At 67.8% G+C, this 16,181-nt stretch carries 18 protein-coding genes; 11 read left to right on the forward strand and 7 right to left on the reverse strand.

The genetic code is table 11. From position 1 onward, the window contains the following. The first annotated feature begins 3 nt into the window (after positions 1–3). From MRBLWH13_RS06860 to MRBLWH13_RS06870, 3 genes are read left to right on the forward strand one after another with little or no spacing between them, the layout of a single operon-like run. Positions 4–1,032 carry an iron chelate uptake ABC transporter family permease subunit gene (locus tag MRBLWH13_RS06860; RefSeq protein ID WP_341957505.1) on the forward strand — a complete coding sequence of 343 codons (1,029 nt, stop codon included), beginning with the start codon at positions 4–6 and terminating at the stop codon, positions 1,030–1,032. Next, positions 1,029–2,096, forward strand: coding sequence for an iron chelate uptake ABC transporter family permease subunit (locus tag MRBLWH13_RS06865; protein WP_341957506.1), 1,068 nt, complete (start codon positions 1,029–1,031; stop codon positions 2,094–2,096). Before MRBLWH13_RS06860 ends, MRBLWH13_RS06865 begins: the two co-directional genes overlap by 4 nt. Then, positions 2,093–2,884, forward strand: a complete 792-nt coding sequence (locus MRBLWH13_RS06870) for an ABC transporter ATP-binding protein (protein WP_341957507.1) — start codon at positions 2,093–2,095, stop codon at positions 2,882–2,884. Before MRBLWH13_RS06865 ends, MRBLWH13_RS06870 begins: the two co-directional genes overlap by 4 nt. A 51-nt stretch (positions 2,885–2,935) precedes the next feature. Here MRBLWH13_RS06870 and MRBLWH13_RS06875 read toward each other — a convergent pair whose 3' ends face one another. Together MRBLWH13_RS06875 and MRBLWH13_RS06880 are read right to left on the reverse strand one after the other, a co-directional pair. Continuing rightward, positions 2,936–3,319, reverse strand: a complete 384-nt coding sequence (locus tag MRBLWH13_RS06875) for a nuclear transport factor 2 family protein (protein ID WP_341957508.1) — start codon at positions 3,317–3,319, stop codon at positions 2,936–2,938. Positions 3,320–3,407: 88 nt separating this feature from the next. Continuing rightward, the gene (locus MRBLWH13_RS06880) at positions 3,408–3,908 is read right to left on the reverse strand and encodes a sigma-70 family RNA polymerase sigma factor (protein WP_341957509.1); all 501 of its coding nucleotides are present in this window, start codon (positions 3,906–3,908) and stop codon (positions 3,408–3,410) included. Positions 3,909–4,030: 122 nt separating this feature from the next. Here MRBLWH13_RS06880 and MRBLWH13_RS06885 point away from each other — a divergent pair, with 122 nt between their 5' ends. Next, positions 4,031–4,456, forward strand: coding sequence for a GIY-YIG nuclease family protein (locus MRBLWH13_RS06885; protein WP_341957510.1), 426 nt, complete (start codon positions 4,031–4,033; stop codon positions 4,454–4,456). Between the two features lie 50 nt (positions 4,457–4,506). Here MRBLWH13_RS06885 and MRBLWH13_RS06890 read toward each other — a convergent pair whose 3' ends face one another. Continuing rightward, positions 4,507–4,887 (reverse strand): SPW repeat protein, encoded by a 381-nt coding sequence (locus MRBLWH13_RS06890; RefSeq protein WP_341957511.1) that lies wholly within the window; start codon positions 4,885–4,887, stop codon positions 4,507–4,509. On the opposite strand from MRBLWH13_RS06890, the gene MRBLWH13_RS06895 reads away from it, so the two are divergent. Next, entirely contained in the window at positions 4,886–5,305 is a 420-nt protein-coding gene (locus MRBLWH13_RS06895) for a Pr6Pr family membrane protein (protein ID WP_341957512.1), read from the forward strand. The two genes, MRBLWH13_RS06890 and MRBLWH13_RS06895, sit on opposite strands and share 2 nt — an antisense overlap. On the opposite strand, the gene MRBLWH13_RS06900 is transcribed toward MRBLWH13_RS06895, so the two are convergent. The 3 genes from MRBLWH13_RS06900 to zapE form a co-directional block, all read right to left on the reverse strand. Then, positions 5,274–5,855 (reverse strand): type II toxin-antitoxin system PemK/MazF family toxin, encoded by a 582-nt coding sequence (locus tag MRBLWH13_RS06900; RefSeq protein WP_341957513.1) that lies wholly within the window; start codon positions 5,853–5,855, stop codon positions 5,274–5,276. The two genes, MRBLWH13_RS06895 and MRBLWH13_RS06900, sit on opposite strands and share 32 nt — an antisense overlap. 20 nt (positions 5,856–5,875) lie before the next feature. Beyond that, the gene (locus MRBLWH13_RS06905; protein WP_341957514.1) at positions 5,876–7,114 is read right to left on the reverse strand and encodes an ammonium transporter; all 1,239 of its coding nucleotides are present in this window, start codon (positions 7,112–7,114) and stop codon (positions 5,876–5,878) included. A gap of 115 nt (positions 7,115–7,229) precedes the next feature. Continuing rightward, positions 7,230–8,279, reverse strand: coding sequence for a cell division protein ZapE (zapE, locus tag MRBLWH13_RS06910; protein ID WP_341957515.1), 1,050 nt, complete (start codon positions 8,277–8,279; stop codon positions 7,230–7,232). A 147-nt stretch (positions 8,280–8,426) separates the two neighbouring features. Between zapE and MRBLWH13_RS06915 the strand changes: the two genes are divergently transcribed. Both MRBLWH13_RS06915 and MRBLWH13_RS06920 read left to right on the forward strand, forming a co-directional pair. Further along, a complete protein-coding gene (locus MRBLWH13_RS06915) occupies positions 8,427–9,320 on the forward strand; it encodes a sulfurtransferase (protein ID WP_341957516.1) in 894 nt (297 codons plus the stop codon). 19 nt (positions 9,321–9,339) lie between these two features. After that, positions 9,340–9,771, forward strand: coding sequence for a SufE family protein (locus tag MRBLWH13_RS06920; RefSeq protein ID WP_341957517.1), 432 nt, complete (start codon positions 9,340–9,342; stop codon positions 9,769–9,771). Here the strand turns inward: MRBLWH13_RS06920 and MRBLWH13_RS06925 are convergent. After that, a complete protein-coding gene (locus MRBLWH13_RS06925) occupies positions 9,755–10,909 on the reverse strand; it encodes an alpha/beta fold hydrolase (protein ID WP_341957518.1) in 1,155 nt (384 codons plus the stop codon). The two genes, MRBLWH13_RS06920 and MRBLWH13_RS06925, sit on opposite strands and share 17 nt — an antisense overlap. Positions 10,910–10,934: 25 nt before the next feature. On the opposite strand from MRBLWH13_RS06925, the gene MRBLWH13_RS06930 reads away from it, so the two are divergent. From MRBLWH13_RS06930 to MRBLWH13_RS06945, 4 genes are all read left to right on the forward strand, one after another. Further along, complete coding sequence (locus tag MRBLWH13_RS06930) at positions 10,935–11,516, forward strand: DUF3000 domain-containing protein (protein WP_056307547.1); 582 nt, start codon at positions 10,935–10,937, stop codon at positions 11,514–11,516. After that, positions 11,509–12,702, forward strand: a complete 1,194-nt coding sequence (locus MRBLWH13_RS06935; RefSeq protein WP_056517235.1) for a ribonuclease D — start codon at positions 11,509–11,511, stop codon at positions 12,700–12,702. Before MRBLWH13_RS06930 ends, MRBLWH13_RS06935 begins: the two co-directional genes overlap by 8 nt. A gap of 73 nt (positions 12,703–12,775) precedes the next feature. Then, on the forward strand, positions 12,776–13,981 hold the full coding sequence (locus MRBLWH13_RS06940) for a thiolase family protein (protein WP_341957519.1): 1,206 nt from the start codon (positions 12,776–12,778) through the stop codon (positions 13,979–13,981). Positions 13,982–13,987: 6 nt separating this feature from the next. Continuing rightward, positions 13,988–16,147, forward strand: coding sequence for a 3-hydroxyacyl-CoA dehydrogenase NAD-binding domain-containing protein (locus MRBLWH13_RS06945; protein ID WP_341957520.1), 2,160 nt, complete (start codon positions 13,988–13,990; stop codon positions 16,145–16,147). The last annotated feature ends 34 nt before the right edge of the window (positions 16,148–16,181 follow it).

Below are 16,181 nucleotides of genomic sequence, written 5' to 3' on the forward strand. Positions count from 1 at the left end.
CTCATGACCGCCGTTCTCTCCGAGGACCAGGCGACCCCGGTCACGGCCACGCACCGGGGCCTGGTCGTCTTCGTCCTCGCCATCGCACTGGTGATCGCCTCTGTCGCCAGCATCTTCCTCGGCTCCCAGCGCATCAGCGTCGACGAGGTCTGGCGCGGACTGACGACAGGCGCAGGCGACCCCGGCGCGATCGTCCAGGGCATGCGCGTCCCCCGCACCCTGATCGGTCTGGCGGTCGGTGCGGCTCTCGGCATCGCCGGAGCGCTCATCCAGGGCTTCACCCGCAATCCGCTCGCAGACCCCGGGATCCTCGGAGTCAACGCGGGCGCCAGCCTCGGGGTCACGATCGGTGTGGCGTTCTTCGGACTCACCGCCGCCAGCGGGTACATCTGGTTCGCCTTCGCGGGTGCGATCGTCGCGACCGTGCTTGTCTATCTGATCGGCTCCGCGGGCCGGACCGCGCCTGATCCGATGCGCATGACGCTCTCCGGCGTCGCGCTCGGTGCCGTCATGGGAGGCGTCGTCGCGGCGATCGGGCTGCTGAATCCGAAGGCATTCGACTCGATCCGCTCGTGGAACGCGGGATCACTGTCGGCGCTCACCCCGGACGTCTACACGGTGCTCCCCTTCCTCCTGATCGGACTCGTGCTCGCATTCTGCCTCGCGCCCTCGCTCAACGCCTTGGCGCTGGGTGATGACCTGGCTACCGCTCTCGGCTCCCGCGTCGTGCTCACGCGGGTGCTGTCGATCCTGGCCGTCACGCTGCTCTGCGGAGCCGCCACCGCCGCGGCCGGGCCCATCGCCTTCGTCGGCCTGATGGTGCCGCACGCCGTCCGCTGGTTCGTCGGGCCGCATCAGGGCTGGATCCTTCTGGGCACCGTGTTCGCCGCTCCGCTGCTGCTGCTGACCGCAGACGTCCTGGGCCGGATGGTCCTTCGCACCGGAGAGCTCCCCGTCTCCGTCGTCACCGCGTTGATCGGTGCCCCCGTGCTCATCGCCCTCGTCCGCAGGAAGAAGGTGAGCGGACTGTGACCGCTCTGCTCCCTCGGTCGACCGAGGTCGATGCCGGTCGCCGGGTCTTCGAACCCCGGACCGATGTCTTCTCCCGTCGCATCGGGGTCCGCGCCACCGTCGTGACGGTGGCCGCGCTGCTCGCCGCCCTCGCCGTCGGCGTCTTCGCCCTGACTCTCGGCGACGCCCCGATCTCTCCGGGAGAGGTGCTCATGACGCTCCTCGGATTCGGCGAGCCGCGCGCGGAACTCGTGATCATCGAGTGGCGGCTGCCGCGGGTCCTCGCCGCGCTGTTGTTCGGTGTGGCGCTCGGCATCGGCGGAGCCATCTTCCAGTCGCTGACCCGCAATCCACTGGGCAGCCCCGACGTCATCGGCTTCGACGCGGGAGCGTACACCGGTGCGCTCATCGTGATCACCACCATGGGAATCAGCGTCGCCTCGACCGCCGCCGCCGCGTTGACGGGCGGCGCGGTGACGGCGCTGCTCGTCTACCTGCTCGCGTTCCGTCGCGGATTCACAGGCTTCCGGCTCATCATCGTCGGCATCGGCGTCGCCTCGATGCTGGCGTCGGTGAACACGTGGATCATCCTCAACGCCGACCTGCGGATCGCGATGCTCGCCAGCGCATGGGGCGCGGGGTCACTGAACCTCATCACCGCCGAACAGGTCGCCGTCGCCGCATGCGTCATCGTTCCGATCGGCATCGCCGTGGCCACGCTCGCCGATCGGATGCATCTGCTCGAACTCGGAGACGACACGGCCTCGGCACTCGGCGTCCGAACCGGTGGGACACGGCTGACCCTCATCATCCTCGGCGTCTGCCTGACGGCAGCCGTGACGGCGATGGCCGGTCCCATCGCGTTCATCTCCCTCACCGCTCCGCAGATCGCCCGCCGTCTGACCGGGTCCGCGAGCGTGACCCTCACGGCGTCCGCCGCGGTCGGCGCCGTGCTGCTGGTAACCAGCGACGTTCTGGCACAACGGCTGTTCGCGCCCACCCAGATCCCCGTCGGAATCGTCACCGTGTGCCTCGGCGGCGTCTATCTGGTGTGGCTGCTCATTCAGGAAGCGAGAAGACGATGACTCTCACCGAGACCACCACAGCGCGATTGCGCGCCGAAGATCTCACGATCGGCTACGACGGCCGTGTGGTGTCCGAGCATCTCGGCGTCGACATCCCCGCAGGCGCTTTCACCGTCATCGTCGGGCCGAATGCCTGCGGCAAGTCGACTCTGCTGCGAGCCTTCGCCCGACTGCTGAAGCCCAGGAGCGGCCAGGTGCTGCTGGACGGTCGGGCGATCGCCGAAGTCCCCACCAAAGAGATCGCGCGACGCCTCGGCCTGCTTCCGCAGACGTCCATCGCCCCCGACGGCATCCGCGTCTCCGATCTCGTGGCGCGCGGACGCCATCCGCACCAGACGATCCTTCGGCAGTGGTCCCGTGACGACCAGTCGGCCGTCGCCGCGGCACTCGCCGCGACCGGGACGACGGACCTCGCCGGCCGGCTCGTGGACGAGCTCTCCGGAGGACAGCGTCAGCGTGTGTGGGTCGCGATGCTGCTCGCGCAGGAGTCTCCGACCATGCTGCTCGACGAGCCGACCACCTTCCTCGACATCGCGCACCAGTACGACCTGCTGCGGCTCTTCCACGGTCTGCATCAGCAAGGACGCACGATCGTCGCCGTGCTGCACGATCTCAACCAGGCGGCGCGGTTCGCGGACCACATGATCATGATGCGCGACGGCCGGATCGTCACCTCCGGCGACCCCGCGTCGATCGTGACGTCCGAGCGCGTCCAGGAGGTGTTCGGGCTGGAATGCTCGATCATCCCCGACCCGCAGACGGGCACCCCGCTCGTCGTTCCGCGCTGACGCCCGTCGTGGGCGGCGCCTCTCTTCAGGAGCGCCGCCCAAAGGCGGTCCTCAGGCGGTGCCGAAGGGGTTGTCGATCGCGTAGCGCCAGCCGTGCTCGTCGTCGTGCACGGCGACGTCGGCCGTGCTGCCGCCGAGCTTCACCTCCGAGCCGTCGGGTCCCGTGCCCTCGAGCGTCCAATCGGCGATGGCGAGGCCGACCGAACCCGCCTCGAACACGTGCCGCACGTTCATGGTGATCGGCAGACCGAGCGCGAGGAACTGCTCGAGCGCGCCGCGGATCGAGTCCTCACCCTCGACGGGGTGCCCCGGCGCCGGCGCGAACACCGCGTTCGGCAGGTTCAGTGCCAGCAGGCCCTCGACGTCGCGGGCGTTGAAGCGCTCGGCGAATGCGATGTTGAGCTGGTCGAGCGAGGTGACCGGGGTCGTGGGCATGATGTGCTCCTTCGTCGTGTGCGAGACCGCGGAGAGCGGCCCCACCGAGAAGGACGTACAGGAGCGACGGATGTGACAGACCCGCGAATCAGCTCCGCAGCGCCCTGCGTGCACGGGACACACGCTGACGTGCCGCGGCAGACGTGATCGAGAGTCGCTGTGCGATCTCCTGCGCCGTGAGACCGTCGACGACGCTCATGAGGAGAGGACGGCGAAGATCATCCGGGAGCGCGTCGATCGCACGGAACGCAGCCTCGAGACGTTCCCGCAGCTCCGCCTCGGCCTCGACGTCCTGCGCAGACGCGAGGCGCTCGCACAGCACCTCGCCGAGATCGTCCTTGCGCGCTCGGTTCATGTCGATGGCGGTCGTCCGCACGATCGTGTCCAGCCAGGCGCACATCGGGCCGGCATCGGCAGAACGGAGCGCTGCGAGCGAGCGCCAAGCGCGGAGGGCCGCATTCTGCGCCGCATCCTCGGCATCCGCCAGCGGCACACCGAGCGAGATGCTGCGTCTGCGCAGCCGGTCGGGCTCCGTGCGCAGCATGCTGTCGAGACGCGCGGAGGCGACGGCGATGGCTTCGGCGTTCACACGGATCCCCTCGTGAGTTCAGGCAGTCGGCCTCATGCTAGCCGAGCGGTGGAACCCGACGCTTCGCGGCGGAAGCGGCGCCGCGCAGAGGTCTGACGTCTGTGGCCGCCGGTAGCGTGCCGATGGTGAAGACGACCCCGCTGCCGAGCCCCTGTGCCCTCTGCGGGCGCCGCGATGCGGTGCGCGTGGCGGCGGCTCTGATGTGCGCCTGGTGCGGGTGGCGCTACGGCGACTCCCCCGACCCCGACCTCCCGCGCCCCGTGATCGAGGTCGTCTACTACATCCGTTACGACCGTCGGGTGAAGATCGGCACGAGCGGACGCCCGCGCCAGCGACTTGCGAGCATCCGTCACGACGAGCTGCTGGCGTTCGAGCAGGGAGGGCGTGCGGTGGAGCAGGCGCGGCATCGGGAGTTCGCCGACATCCGCGAGGGCGGCGAGTGGTTCACTCTCACCCCGCAGCTCGAGTCCCATATCGCCGGGCTCCGCACCGTGGCCGACCCCTGGCAGCTCTACGCGCGCTGGGTGAGTGCGGCATTGCAGAACTGAAGCCCCGCACGGGGCCGACGTTCCGTGCGGGGCTTCAGAGTTCAGCGGGATCAGGCGCGTGCGGCCTTGACCTTCGCGGGCTGCGGCTGCGAGAACAGCACGACGATGATCACCGCGACGCCGACGACGACGTGCGGCACCCAGACGTTCGGCGCCTCGGTCGAGAACCCGAAGATCCACGGCGACAGCGCCAGGAACAGGCTCGCGACGATGTCGAAGACGAGGTGGACGGGCATCGGGATGAAGCCGAAGGGACCCCATTCGTACTTCGTGAACAGGCTGTAGACGATGAGCCCGACGCCGAGCACGATCGGGATGATCACGGCGGGGCCGCCGATGCTCGCGAAGCCGAACAGCCACGGAGCAGCGATCAGCGCCACTCCGACGATGTAGTCGAGAATTCCGTGGACCTTGGTGGGGATGAAACGCATGATTCCTCCTGTGGTGTCGTCGCGTGCCGCGACTCACAGATGGTTCGCAGCCCGCGGCGAAACGGATTGGCCACGGTCCTGGGCGAGCGAGGCACTGCACACGATCTTCCCGATCCTTCTCGTCCTCGACTGGATCTTCGTCGACGATCGCTCCCCTCTGCCCTGGCGCCGCCTCTGGGCGGTGCTCCCCTATCCGGTGCTGTGGCTCGGAGTCGTCCTCGTGCGCGGGGCGACCGACGGATGGGTTCCGTACGGCTTCCTGCTCCCGGAGCGAGGCGCGGTATCGCTTGCGACCCATGCCGCCGGGCTGCTCCTTGCTCTGCTCGTGTCCGGCGCGCTCGTGTGGGCGCTCAGCCGGACCCGGGCCCGGAGACGCGTCCCGGCGGTCAGGCGTTCGCCCACCCGTATCGGCGCGTGAGTGCGGACGCGACCCGACCGTAGCGTGACCGGTCGAGCACCGCGGCCTCACGGCGGAGCCCGGTCTCGTGCACGCTGTAGAGCTGCTCGATGTCGACCCACGACTCGCGCCCCTGCGAGTCCCAGGCGCCCGAGCCGATCGACAGGTAGTCGCGGTCGCCGTCGTGCGCCTTGCTCGTCATCCGCACCGCGAAGACGCGGTCTGCGGATTCCCGTCCGATCACCAGCACCGGCCGGTCCTTGCCCCGGCCGTCGTTCTCCTCGTACGGAACCCAGGTCCAGATGATCTCGCCCGCATCGGGCGCGCCGTCGCGGTCGGGGGCGTACCCGATGCGGAGGTCGTCGATGCGGTCGGGGTCGATGCGCACCGTCTCGACCCCACGCCCCCGCCCTTGCTCGGTTCGAGAAACCCACTCATGGACCTCGTCGGAAGTACGCAGACGCGAGACCGGGCGTCTCGGACGAGTCTTCGTCCGAGACGCCCGGTCAGATCCCAGTGCTGTGAAGAGGATCTCCGCGAGTCGTGCCAGGATGCCGTTGCTGTTGCTCACACGGTCACCCTAACCGCAGTTCAGGCGTCGGCCAGCGCGTAGCCCTCCTCGCCGTGGACGACCTGGTCGACACCGGCGATCTCGTCTTCGCTCGTGATGCGGAAGCCGATCGTCTTCTCGATCGCGAAGCCGATGATGAAGGCCACCACGAACGAGTAGATCAGCACGCCGAGTGCGGCGATCGCCTGGACGGCGAGCTGACGGAAGTCACCGCCGACGAACAGCCCGGTGCCGGTCGCGAAGAAGCCGAGGTAGAGGGTTCCGATGAGGCCACCGACGAGGTGGATGCCGACGACGTCGAGCGAGTCGTCGAAACCGAGACGGAACTTCATCTCGACCGCGAGTGCGCAGACGATACCGGCGACGGCACCGAGCAGAAGCGACCAGCCGGGCGTGAGGTTGGCGCACGCCGGGGTGATGGCGACGAGACCCGCGACCGCTCCGGATGCCGCACCCACCGAGGTGGCCTTGCCGTCCTTGATGCGCTCGATCAGGATCCAGCCGAGGATCGCGGCCGCCGTGGCGCCGAGGGTGTTCAGACCGATGAGTCCGACGCCGCCCATGTCCTCCGCGAGCCACTCCGCACCGGCGTTGAAGCCGAACCAGCCGAACCACAGGAGCGCTGCGCCGAGGAGGGTCAGCGGCACGTTGTGCGGCTTGAGAATGCCCTTCTGGAAGCCGATGCGCTTGCCGAGGACGATCGCGAGAGCGAGCGCCGCAGCACCCGCGTTGATGTGCACCGCGGTACCACCGGCGTAGTCGATCACGCCGATTCCGCTGTCCTCGCCGAACAGCGTGGCGCCGAGGTTCATGATCCAACCGCCGCCCCAGACCCATGCGGCGACCGGGAAGTACCCGACGGTCGCGAACACACCGGCGAAGATCAGCCAGCTGCCGAACTTGGCGCGATCGGCGATAGCACCCGAGATCAGGGCGACCGTGATGATCGCGAAGGTGGCGCCGTAGGCGACACCGAGGAGAGCGACGTTCGAGCCCTCACCGGCCGTGAGGCTCGAGAGGCCGAAGTCGGCGAAGGGGTTGCCTGCGAAGGCGGTGGGGCTGTCGACCGCGCTCATCGAGAATCCGAAGAGGATCCAGAGCACTGCGACGAGACCGATCGAGCCGAAGCTCATCATCATCATGCTGACGACGCTCTTGGCCTTGACGAGGCCGCCGTAGAAGAAGGCGACGCCGGGCGTCATGAGCAGTACGAGGGCGGTCGCGGTGATCGCCCAGGAGATGTTGCCTGGAGCATCCATAGTCAAACCTCACATTCGGGAAACTGAGAGCTTCAGTGTGACGAGGCCCGATTTCCGGAATGGGTGAGGTTTGTTGCGCTGACGTTACAGAGCGGCTCTGTGTGTGAACATCGCGTTACGCGACACTGCGATCCGCGTGTGTAAGTGCATTGAGTCTGGAGATAGCGCGCAGGTACTTCTTGCGGTATCCCCCGCCGAGCATCTCCTCGGCGAACACCTGATCGAGGCTCACACCCGTCGCGACGATCGGGATCTGCGCATCGTAGACGCGGTCGACGAAGGCGACGAACCGCAGCGCCTCCGACTGATCGGTCAGGACGTGCACGTCCCGGAGGCCGACGAGATCGAGGCCTGCGATGACACGCAGGTATCGCGAGGGGTGAACCCGCGCGAGGTGGCGGATGACCTCGCCGAACGAATCGTCGGATGCCGTTCCCGCGGCGGCGCCCGTCTCGACGGCCTTCTCGTACTCCGCCGCCTCGCTGACCACGGCGTGCCCGTCGAGCGCGCGTTGCCGGAAGTCGACCCCGTCGATGCGGATCGTCTGGAAGCTGTCGGACATGGCATGGATCTCACGCAGGAAGTCCTGCGCCGCGAAGCGCCCCTCGCCGAGCGCGTTGGGCGGCGTGTTCGAGGTCGCGGCGAGCTTGGTGCCGGTCGGCACGAGCTCACCGATGAGACGGGTCATCACCATCGTGTCGCCCGGATCGTCGAGTTCGAACTCGTCGATGCAGAGCAGATCCGCGCCCTTCAGAAGGTCGACGGTGTTCTTGTAGCCGAGTGCGCCCACGAGAGCCGTGTACTCGATGAAGGATCCGAAGTACTTCCTCCGAGCCGGCATCGCGTGATAGATCGATGCGAGCAGGTGCGTCTTGCCGACGCCGAAGCCGCCGTCGAGGTAGACGCCCGGCTTGATCTCGGGCTCCTTCTTCGCACGGCTGAAGAAGCCACCGCGCTTGACCGGAGCGCCCCGTCCGGCGAAGCGGATGAGCGTCTCCTTCGCCTCCTCCTGCGAGGGATACGCCTCGTCCGCCCGATAGCTGTCGAATGTCGCTCCATCGAACTGCGGCGGCGGAACGAGGCTGGCGAGCATCTCGGGACCGGTGACGGTCGGTTGGCGATCGGTCAGGTGCACGATGCCCGTGCGGCTGGGCGTGTCGGTCATCACGGTCCTGTATCGGGGGCGCACCTGTGTCGAAGTCTTACGAATCGGGTGCAGGGCGCACGGCGTGGATCTATCGTCGAAGTATCGGCTCCACATTACGCCGTCAACACCCTGCATGATCGCCGCTCACCGTCTGAGGAGATCCCTGTGGCCATCGAGTTCGACACCACCTCGCCCAAGTTCGCCGAGTACGCCGAACCCGGCCGCCTCGTCACCACCGAATGGCTCGCGGAGCGGCTCGGGAACCCGGGTCTGGTGGTGGTCGAGTCCGACGAGGACGTGCTCCTGTATGAGACGGGTCATATTCCTGGTGCGGTGAAGGTCGATTGGCACACCGAACTCAACGACCCGGTCGTGCGCGACTACGTCGACGGCGAGGGCTTCGCGAAGCTGCTGAGCGGCAAGGGCATCTCGCGCGACGACACGGTGGTCATCTACGGCGACAAGAACAACTGGTGGGCGGCCTACGCGCTCTGGGTCTTCTCGCTCTTCGGCCACGAGGACGTGCGTCTGCTCGACGGCGGCCGCGACCGCTGGATCTCTGAGGGGCGTGAGATCACCCGCGATGCGCCGACGCCCACGCCGACCGAGTATCCGATCGTGGAGCGCGACGACTCCGTCATCCGCGCCTACAAGGACGACGTGCTCGCCCACATCGGCAGCCCTCTGATCGACGTCCGCTCCCCCGAGGAGTACAGCGGGGAGCGCACCACGGCACCGGCCTACCCCGAAGAGGGCACGCTGCGCGCCGGCCACATCCCGACCGCGCAGAGCGTGCCGTGGGCGAAGGCCGTCGCCGAGGACGGCGGCTTCAAGTCACGTGCCGAGCTCGATGCGATCTATCGCGACGGCGCGGGACTCGCTGACGGCGACGACGTCGTCGCATACTGCCGCATCGGCGAGCGTTCCAGCCACACCTGGTTCGTGCTCAAGCATCTGCTGGGCTTCGAGAACGTGCGCAACTACGACGGATCATGGACAGAGTGGGGCAGCGCCGTGCGCGTTCCGATCGTGACCGGCACCGAGCCCGGTTCCCTCTGACCGTGTGACAATGACAGGGATGAGCACCAGCGAAGTTCCCGACACCCTGGCCGAGATCCGCGACGGATTCCTCGAGACCCCTGAGGCAGATCGTCTGCTGCTCCTGCTGGAGTACTCGGAGGAGCTTCCCGAGGTCTCCGCGGAGGTCGCGAGCCACCCCGAGATGTGCGAGCGCGTGGCCGAGTGCCAGTCGCCCGTCTACATCTACGTCGAGGTGAACGACGGAATCGTCACGATGCACGCCACTGCTCCGCCGGAGGCACCGACGACCCGTGGTTTCGCGAGCATCCTCGTGCAGGGCATCTCGGGCCTCACGGCAGACGAAGTGCTGGCGATCCCCGACGACTACCCGCAGTCGATCGGACTCACGAGAGCTGTCTCACCGCTGCGGATCGGCGGCATGACCGGGATGCTGATGCGGGCGAAGAATCAGGTCAGGCAGAAGCGCTGAACCCCTGAGCGCGGAGCCAACCGACGATCGCGTCGCTCCACCCGACCTGGTCGTAGTTCCACAGCTTGGTGTGGCGTGCCACCGTGAACCGGGGCATCGTCACGAGATCGGGTCTGGCCTGCTGAAGCGCATGCGAGGCGTCGGCAGGGACGAATCCGTCGTCGTCGCTGTGCAGGATCAGGATCGGCACCGCAAGCTCCTCGGCGCGGGCGACCATGTCGAGACGATCGAACGGGATCGCATCCTCCGCTCCGCTCAGCCGCGCCGTGAGCGGTACCGAGAGGGCGGTCATCGCGAGGTCCGGCAGCGGAGCGCGCATGCCGGCCTCTCGCGCCTGGAAACGCAGCACCGTGCGCCAGTCGACGACAGGCGATTCGAGGATGAGGCCCGCGATTCGGTCGCGGTTGCCCGAGGAGACGGCGGTCTGCAGCGCGACCGCCCCGCCCATCGACCAGCCCATCAGGATCACGCGGTCAGCGCCGTGGCGCAGCGCGTACGAGATGGCGGCATCGACATCACGCCATTCGGATGCTCCGAGGGCGTACGCTCCGCTGCGACTGCGGGGCGCCTCACCGTCGTTCCGGTAGGACACGACGAGGTTCGGGAAGCCGGCCGCGTGCAGCACAGGCACCGCACGAAGGCATTCGGCGCGTGTGACACCTCGGCCGTGCACCTGGATGACCCAGGTCGACGACTCGGCCGGAAAGAACCATGCCGGACACGGTCCGGCGGGCGATCCGATGAGCACGTTCTCCCACCGGAGGTGCAGCTCGCTCGGGGTGGCGTAGTACCAGCCGCTGAACGCGGCATCGCGGTCGACTCGAGCCCCTGGTTCGATCTGCGTCAACAGCTTGCGACGCACGGTCGTGGCGTCGGCGCTCAGCACCGCCCCCAGCTTGACGTAGCCGTAGGTGCCCGACGTGAACAGCCCGTAGCGGCCCGGCAGCTCGGTGTCGCGCGTGCGGGTGAGTTCGATCGTCTGGGCGCCCGTGTCCACGGCGAGGATCTCGGCATCCGCGGGGCGTTTCGCCGGGATCACCACGCGCCTGGCGATGCTGAGCACGAGCAGAGCCATCGCCGCCCCGAGCGCGAGCAGTGCAGGGACAAGGAGCGCAACGGCGTGCCTGAGACTCTTCATCGCTTCCTGACTCTAGCCTGTTGCCGTGACCGCACACCCCGATGCCGGGACGATCTTCGACGCCGCAGTGGCCGAGCTGCGTGATATCGCGTTCCGCGCGGACATCACGATCCGTGAGATCCCCACCCCTCAAGGCCTCGCCCCGCACGCCCTCGCGCTCGCCGCCGACGTCCGTCCGGACGACGAGGGAGAGTCCGCCTACGGAACCGGCCGGTTCGTGCTGCTGCACGATCCGGACACGCCTTCCGCATGGGACGGAGCGTGGCGGATCGTGATCTTCGCCCAGGCGCCGCTCGAGACCGAGATCGGAACCGACCCGCTTCTCGCGGACGTGACATGGTCGTGGCTGGTCGACGCGCTGGACTCCCGAGGCGCCGGATACCACTCCGCATCCGGCACGTCGACCAAGACGCTCTCGAAGGGCTTCGGCGGCCTCGCGGACGAAGGCGACGGCGCCCAGATAGAATTGAGGGCGTCCTGGACACCCGAAGGCCCCTTCACACCCCACGTCGAAGCATGGGTCGAACTGGTCGGAATGCTGGCGGGTCTTCCGCCCGGTTCCGAGGGCATCGCCGTGATCGGCGCGCGAAAGGCAGCACGTGACTGAATACTCCGTGATCTCCGACGTCTCGGAGTTCCGTGCGGCATGCGCCGCGCTGGCCGCAGGCACAGGCCCTGTCGCCGTCGACGTCGAGCGGGCATCCGGATTCCGATACTCGCAGCGCGCGTACCTCGTGCAGGTGTTCCGCAGGGATGCGGGGGTCTTCCTCTTCGACCCGCCGCCGCTCGGCGACTTCAGCCCGCTTCAGGAGGCGATCGGCGACGTGCAGTGGATCTTCCACGCCGCGAGTCAAGATCTCCCGTCGCTGCGCGAACTCGATCTGCTTCCTCGCTCGATCTTCGACACCGAGCTCGCCTCGCGTCTGCTCGGACACGAACGCGTCGGTCTCGCCGCCGTGGTCGAGAACACCCTGGGCATCACTCTCAAGAAGGAGCACTCGGCCGCGGACTGGTCGACGAGGCCGCTCCCCGCAGCCTGGCTCGAATACGCGGCACTCGATGTGCTGCATCTGATCGACGTGTACGAGGCGCTCCAGGCCGAGCTCGAGGAGCAGGGCAAGACCGAGTACGCGGCAGAGGAGTTCGCCGCGACGCTCACGCGCCTCCCCAAGCCGCCGCGCGAAGACCCCTGGCGCCGACTGAGCGGGCTCCACCAGGTTCGCGGCGCCCGCAACCTCGCCGTCGCCCGATCGCTCTGGCAGGCACGGGAGGCCTTCGCGCAGGATCAGGATGTCTCCCCCGGTCGCCTGGTCCCCGATCGCTCGTTGATCGCCGCGGTCCTCGCGAACCCGCAGAGCAAGCAGGCGCTCGCGGGAGTCAAGGACTTCCAGGGTCGAGCCAGCCGCACGCAGCTCGACCGGTGGTGGCAGGCGTTCGTCGATGGGCGCGCGACCGAGGAGCTTCCACGCGAACGCGTCCCCAGCGATGCGCTGCCACCCCCTCGTGCGTGGTCGGACCGCAACCCCGAGGCCGATGCGCGGCTTAAGGCCGCACGCCCCGTGATCGAGGCGACGGCAGAGGAACTGGGGATGCCGACCGAGAACCTGCTGACCCCCGACTACCTCCGTCGCGTGGCCTGGGATGTGCCGGGCACGACCCCCGAGGCCATCGGAGATGCCCTCGCGGCGCTCGGCGCACGCCCGTGGCAGATTGCACAGACCGCACAGAAGATCGCCGACGCCTTTGTAGAAGCAGCGCAAACGCCCGACGAGACGCCGCCGCCCGCTTCGTAGGTTCGACCCAACCGATTCCTCCCGGTTTCCGGCCCTCCCTAAACTGAGGCCACCGCACAAACTTGGAGGCAGAGTGGCCGAGATCTCGGACGTCTTCTTCGTCGATGGAGTGCGCACCCCCTTCGGGCGCGCCGGCGAAAAGGGCATGTACTGGAACACCCGCGCAGATGACCTCGCCGTGAAGGCGACCATCGGCCTGATGGAGCGGAACGCAGCCGTCCCTGCTGATCGCATCGACGACGTCGCCATCGCCGCGACGAGCCAGACGGGAGACCAGGGCCTCACCCTCGGCCGCTCGGTGGCGATCCTCGCCGGGCTTCCGCAGACGGTTCCCGGCCTCGCCGTGGAGCGCATGTGCGCGGGAGCGATGACCAGCGTCACGACGATGGGAGCATCGATCGGTGTGGGTATGTACGACTTCGCCCTCGCCGGCGGCGTCGAGCACATGGGCCACCACCCGATCGGCGGCAACGCCGACCCCAACCCCCGGTTCGTCGCGGAGCGCATGGTCGACCCCGGCGCCCTGAACATGGGTGTCACGGCCGAGCGCATCTTCGACCGCTTCCCACACCTGACGAAGGAGCGCTCCGACCGGTTCGGCATGCTGAGCCAGCACAAGGTGCAGGCGGCGTACGACGCCGGCAAGATCCAGCCCGATCTCGTCTCCGTCGCGATCAAGAGCGCCGACGGAGCGTGGGGCCTGGCCACCGAGGATGAGGGCCGACGACCGCAGACGACGATGGAAGACCTCGCGGCGCTCAAGACCCCGTTCCGACCGCACGGTCGTGTGACCGCAGGCACATCGTCGCCCCTCACCGACGGCGCGACGATGTCGCTGCTCGCTGGTGGCGGTGCGGTGAAGGAATTCGGCCTCGCCCCGAAGATGCGCATGGTGTCGTTCGCCTTCGCGGGCGTCCAGCCCGAGATCATGGGCATCGGCCCGATCCCCTCGACCGAGAAGGCACTGAAGAAGGCCGGGCTCACGATCGCCGACATCGGCCTGTTCGAGCTCAACGAGGCCTTCGCGATCCAGGTCATCTCGCTGCTCGACCACTTCGGTATCGCTGATGACGACCCCCGGGTCAACCAGTGGGGCGGCGCCATCGCACTCGGACACCCGCTCGCGGCATCCGGTGTGCGTCTGATGATCCAGCTCGCGGCGCAGTTCGCCGAGCGTCCCGACGTGCGCTACGGCCTGACCGCGATGTGCGTCGGTCTCGGCCAGGGCGGCTCCGTCATCTGGGAGAACCCGCACTTCGACGGCAAGAAGAGGAAGTAAGCGCCGATGGCACACTCGATTTCCGAACAGTACGCGAACGTCGACTTCTCCCCCATCCAAGCTCTCACCGACGACGAGGTGATCACGCACTCTCCTGTGCGCGACATCCGTCTCGCCTCGGGCAAGGTCCTCGCCCTGATCACGCTCGACAACGGACGCGACCACACTCGTCCGAACACCCTCGGCCCGGCGACCCTCACCGCTCTCGGCGACACGCTCGACGGCCTCGCCGCTCGCGCGGCCGTCGGAGAGATCCAGGCCGTCGGCATCACCGGCAAGCAGTACATCCTGGCCGCCGGGGCCGATCTCTCGGACATCAGCAAGGTCGGCTCGCGTGACAACGCGCGCCTGATCGCGCAGCTCGGCCACAAGGTGCTGGGCAAGTTCGGCGAGCTCGGCGTTCCGTCCTTCGCGTTCGTGAACGGGCTGGCGCTCGGCGGCGGCCTCGAAATCGCGCTCAACTCCAGCTACCGCACGGTCGACGCGTCCGCCGCGGCGATCGCGCTTCCCGAGGTCTTCCTGGGCATCATCCCCGGCTGGGGCGGCGCCTACCTGCTGCCGAACCTGATCGGAATCGAGAACGCCCTCGAAGTCGTCATCTCGAACCCGCTCAAGCAGAACCGGATGCTGAAGCCGCAGCAGGCCTTCGATCTGGGCATCGTCGACGCGATCTTCCCCGCAGCGAACTACCTCGAGAACTCGCTGGCCTGGGCCGACGCCGTGCTCGGCGGCAAGAAGGTCGAGCGCAAGAACGAGCCGGGCAAGATCGAGCGACTCACCAAGTGGCCGATCGCCATCAAGATGGCGCGCGGCATGCTCGAGTCGAAGATCGGCACCGTTCCGAAGTCGCCGTACGCCGCGCTCGAGCTGCTCGACAGGGCGAAGAGCGGCACCAAGGCCGAAGGCTTCGCGCGCGAGGATGAAACACTCGCCGAACTCGTGACGGGCGACCAGTTCGCGGCATCCATGTACGCGTTCGATCTCGTGCAGAAGCGTGCGAAGCGGCCCGTCGGCGCACCCGACAAGGCCCTCGCCAAGAAGGTCACCAAGGTCGGCATCATCGGCGCGGGGCTCATGGCGAGCCAGTTCGCGCTGCTGTTCGTGCGCAAGCTGCAGGTGCCGGTGCTGATCACCGACCTCGACCAGGCGCGAGTCGACAAAGGCGTGGCCTACATCCACGAGGAGATCGGCAAGCTCGAGAGCAAGGGTCGCCTGGATGCGGACTCCGCGAACAAGCTTCGAGCGCTCGTCACCGGCACGACCGACAAGAGCCTGTACGCAGACTGCGACTTCGTCATCGAGGCCGTGTTCGAAGAGGTCGGCGTCAAGCAGCAGGTGTTCGGCGAGATCGAGAAGATCATCGCCGAAGACGCGATCCTGGCGACCAACACCTCATCGCTCTCGGTCGAGGAGATCGGCGCGGAGCTCGCTCACCCCGAGCGTCTCGTCGGCTTCCACTTCTTCAACCCGGTCGCGGTGATGCCGCTGATCGAGATCGTGAAGACGCCCGTCACCTCCGAGGGGGCGCTCTCGACCGCGTTCGTCGTCGCGAAGAATCTGGGCAAGAACGCGGTGCTCACCGCGGATGCTCCCGGGTTCGTGGTGAATCGCCTGCTGGCCAAGGTCATGGGCGAGGCAGCTCGCGCGGTGTACGAAGGCACTCCGATCACCGATGTCGAGAAGGCCTTCGCACCGCTCGGACTGCCGATGGGACCCTTCCAGCTGATCGACCTGGTCGGGTGGAAGGTCGCAGCCCACGTGCAGGACACTATGGCGCACGCGTTCCCGGAGCGCTTCTACGCGAACGAGAACTTCCACGCTCTCGCGGAGCTCGACGCCGTGATCGAGAAGGACAAGGGCGGTCGGGTCACAGGCTGGACGAAGCAGGCCGAGAAGCTGCTGAAGCCTGCCGTCGGCAAGACGCCCGCGTCGGCCGAGACGATCCTGCAGCGGGTGCAGGACGGTCTCGCGAGCGAGATCAAGCTCATGCTCGATGAGGGGGTAGTGCCCGAGGTCGAGGACATCGACCTGTGCCTCATCCTCGGCGCCGGCTGGCCCTTCATCGACGGTGGGGCCTCGCCCTACCTCGACCGCGAGGGCGCCTCGGAGCGCGCCTTCGGCGGAGAGTTCCACACCCCGCAGATCCGAGGTATCGAGAACCGCTGATCGGAAGCATCGAAGGGGGTCGCGCTCGGCGCGA

It is taken from the genome of Microbacterium sp. LWH13-1.2 (assembly GCF_038397735.1).
Taxonomy (GTDB): Bacteria; Actinomycetota; Actinomycetes; order Actinomycetales; family Microbacteriaceae; genus Microbacterium.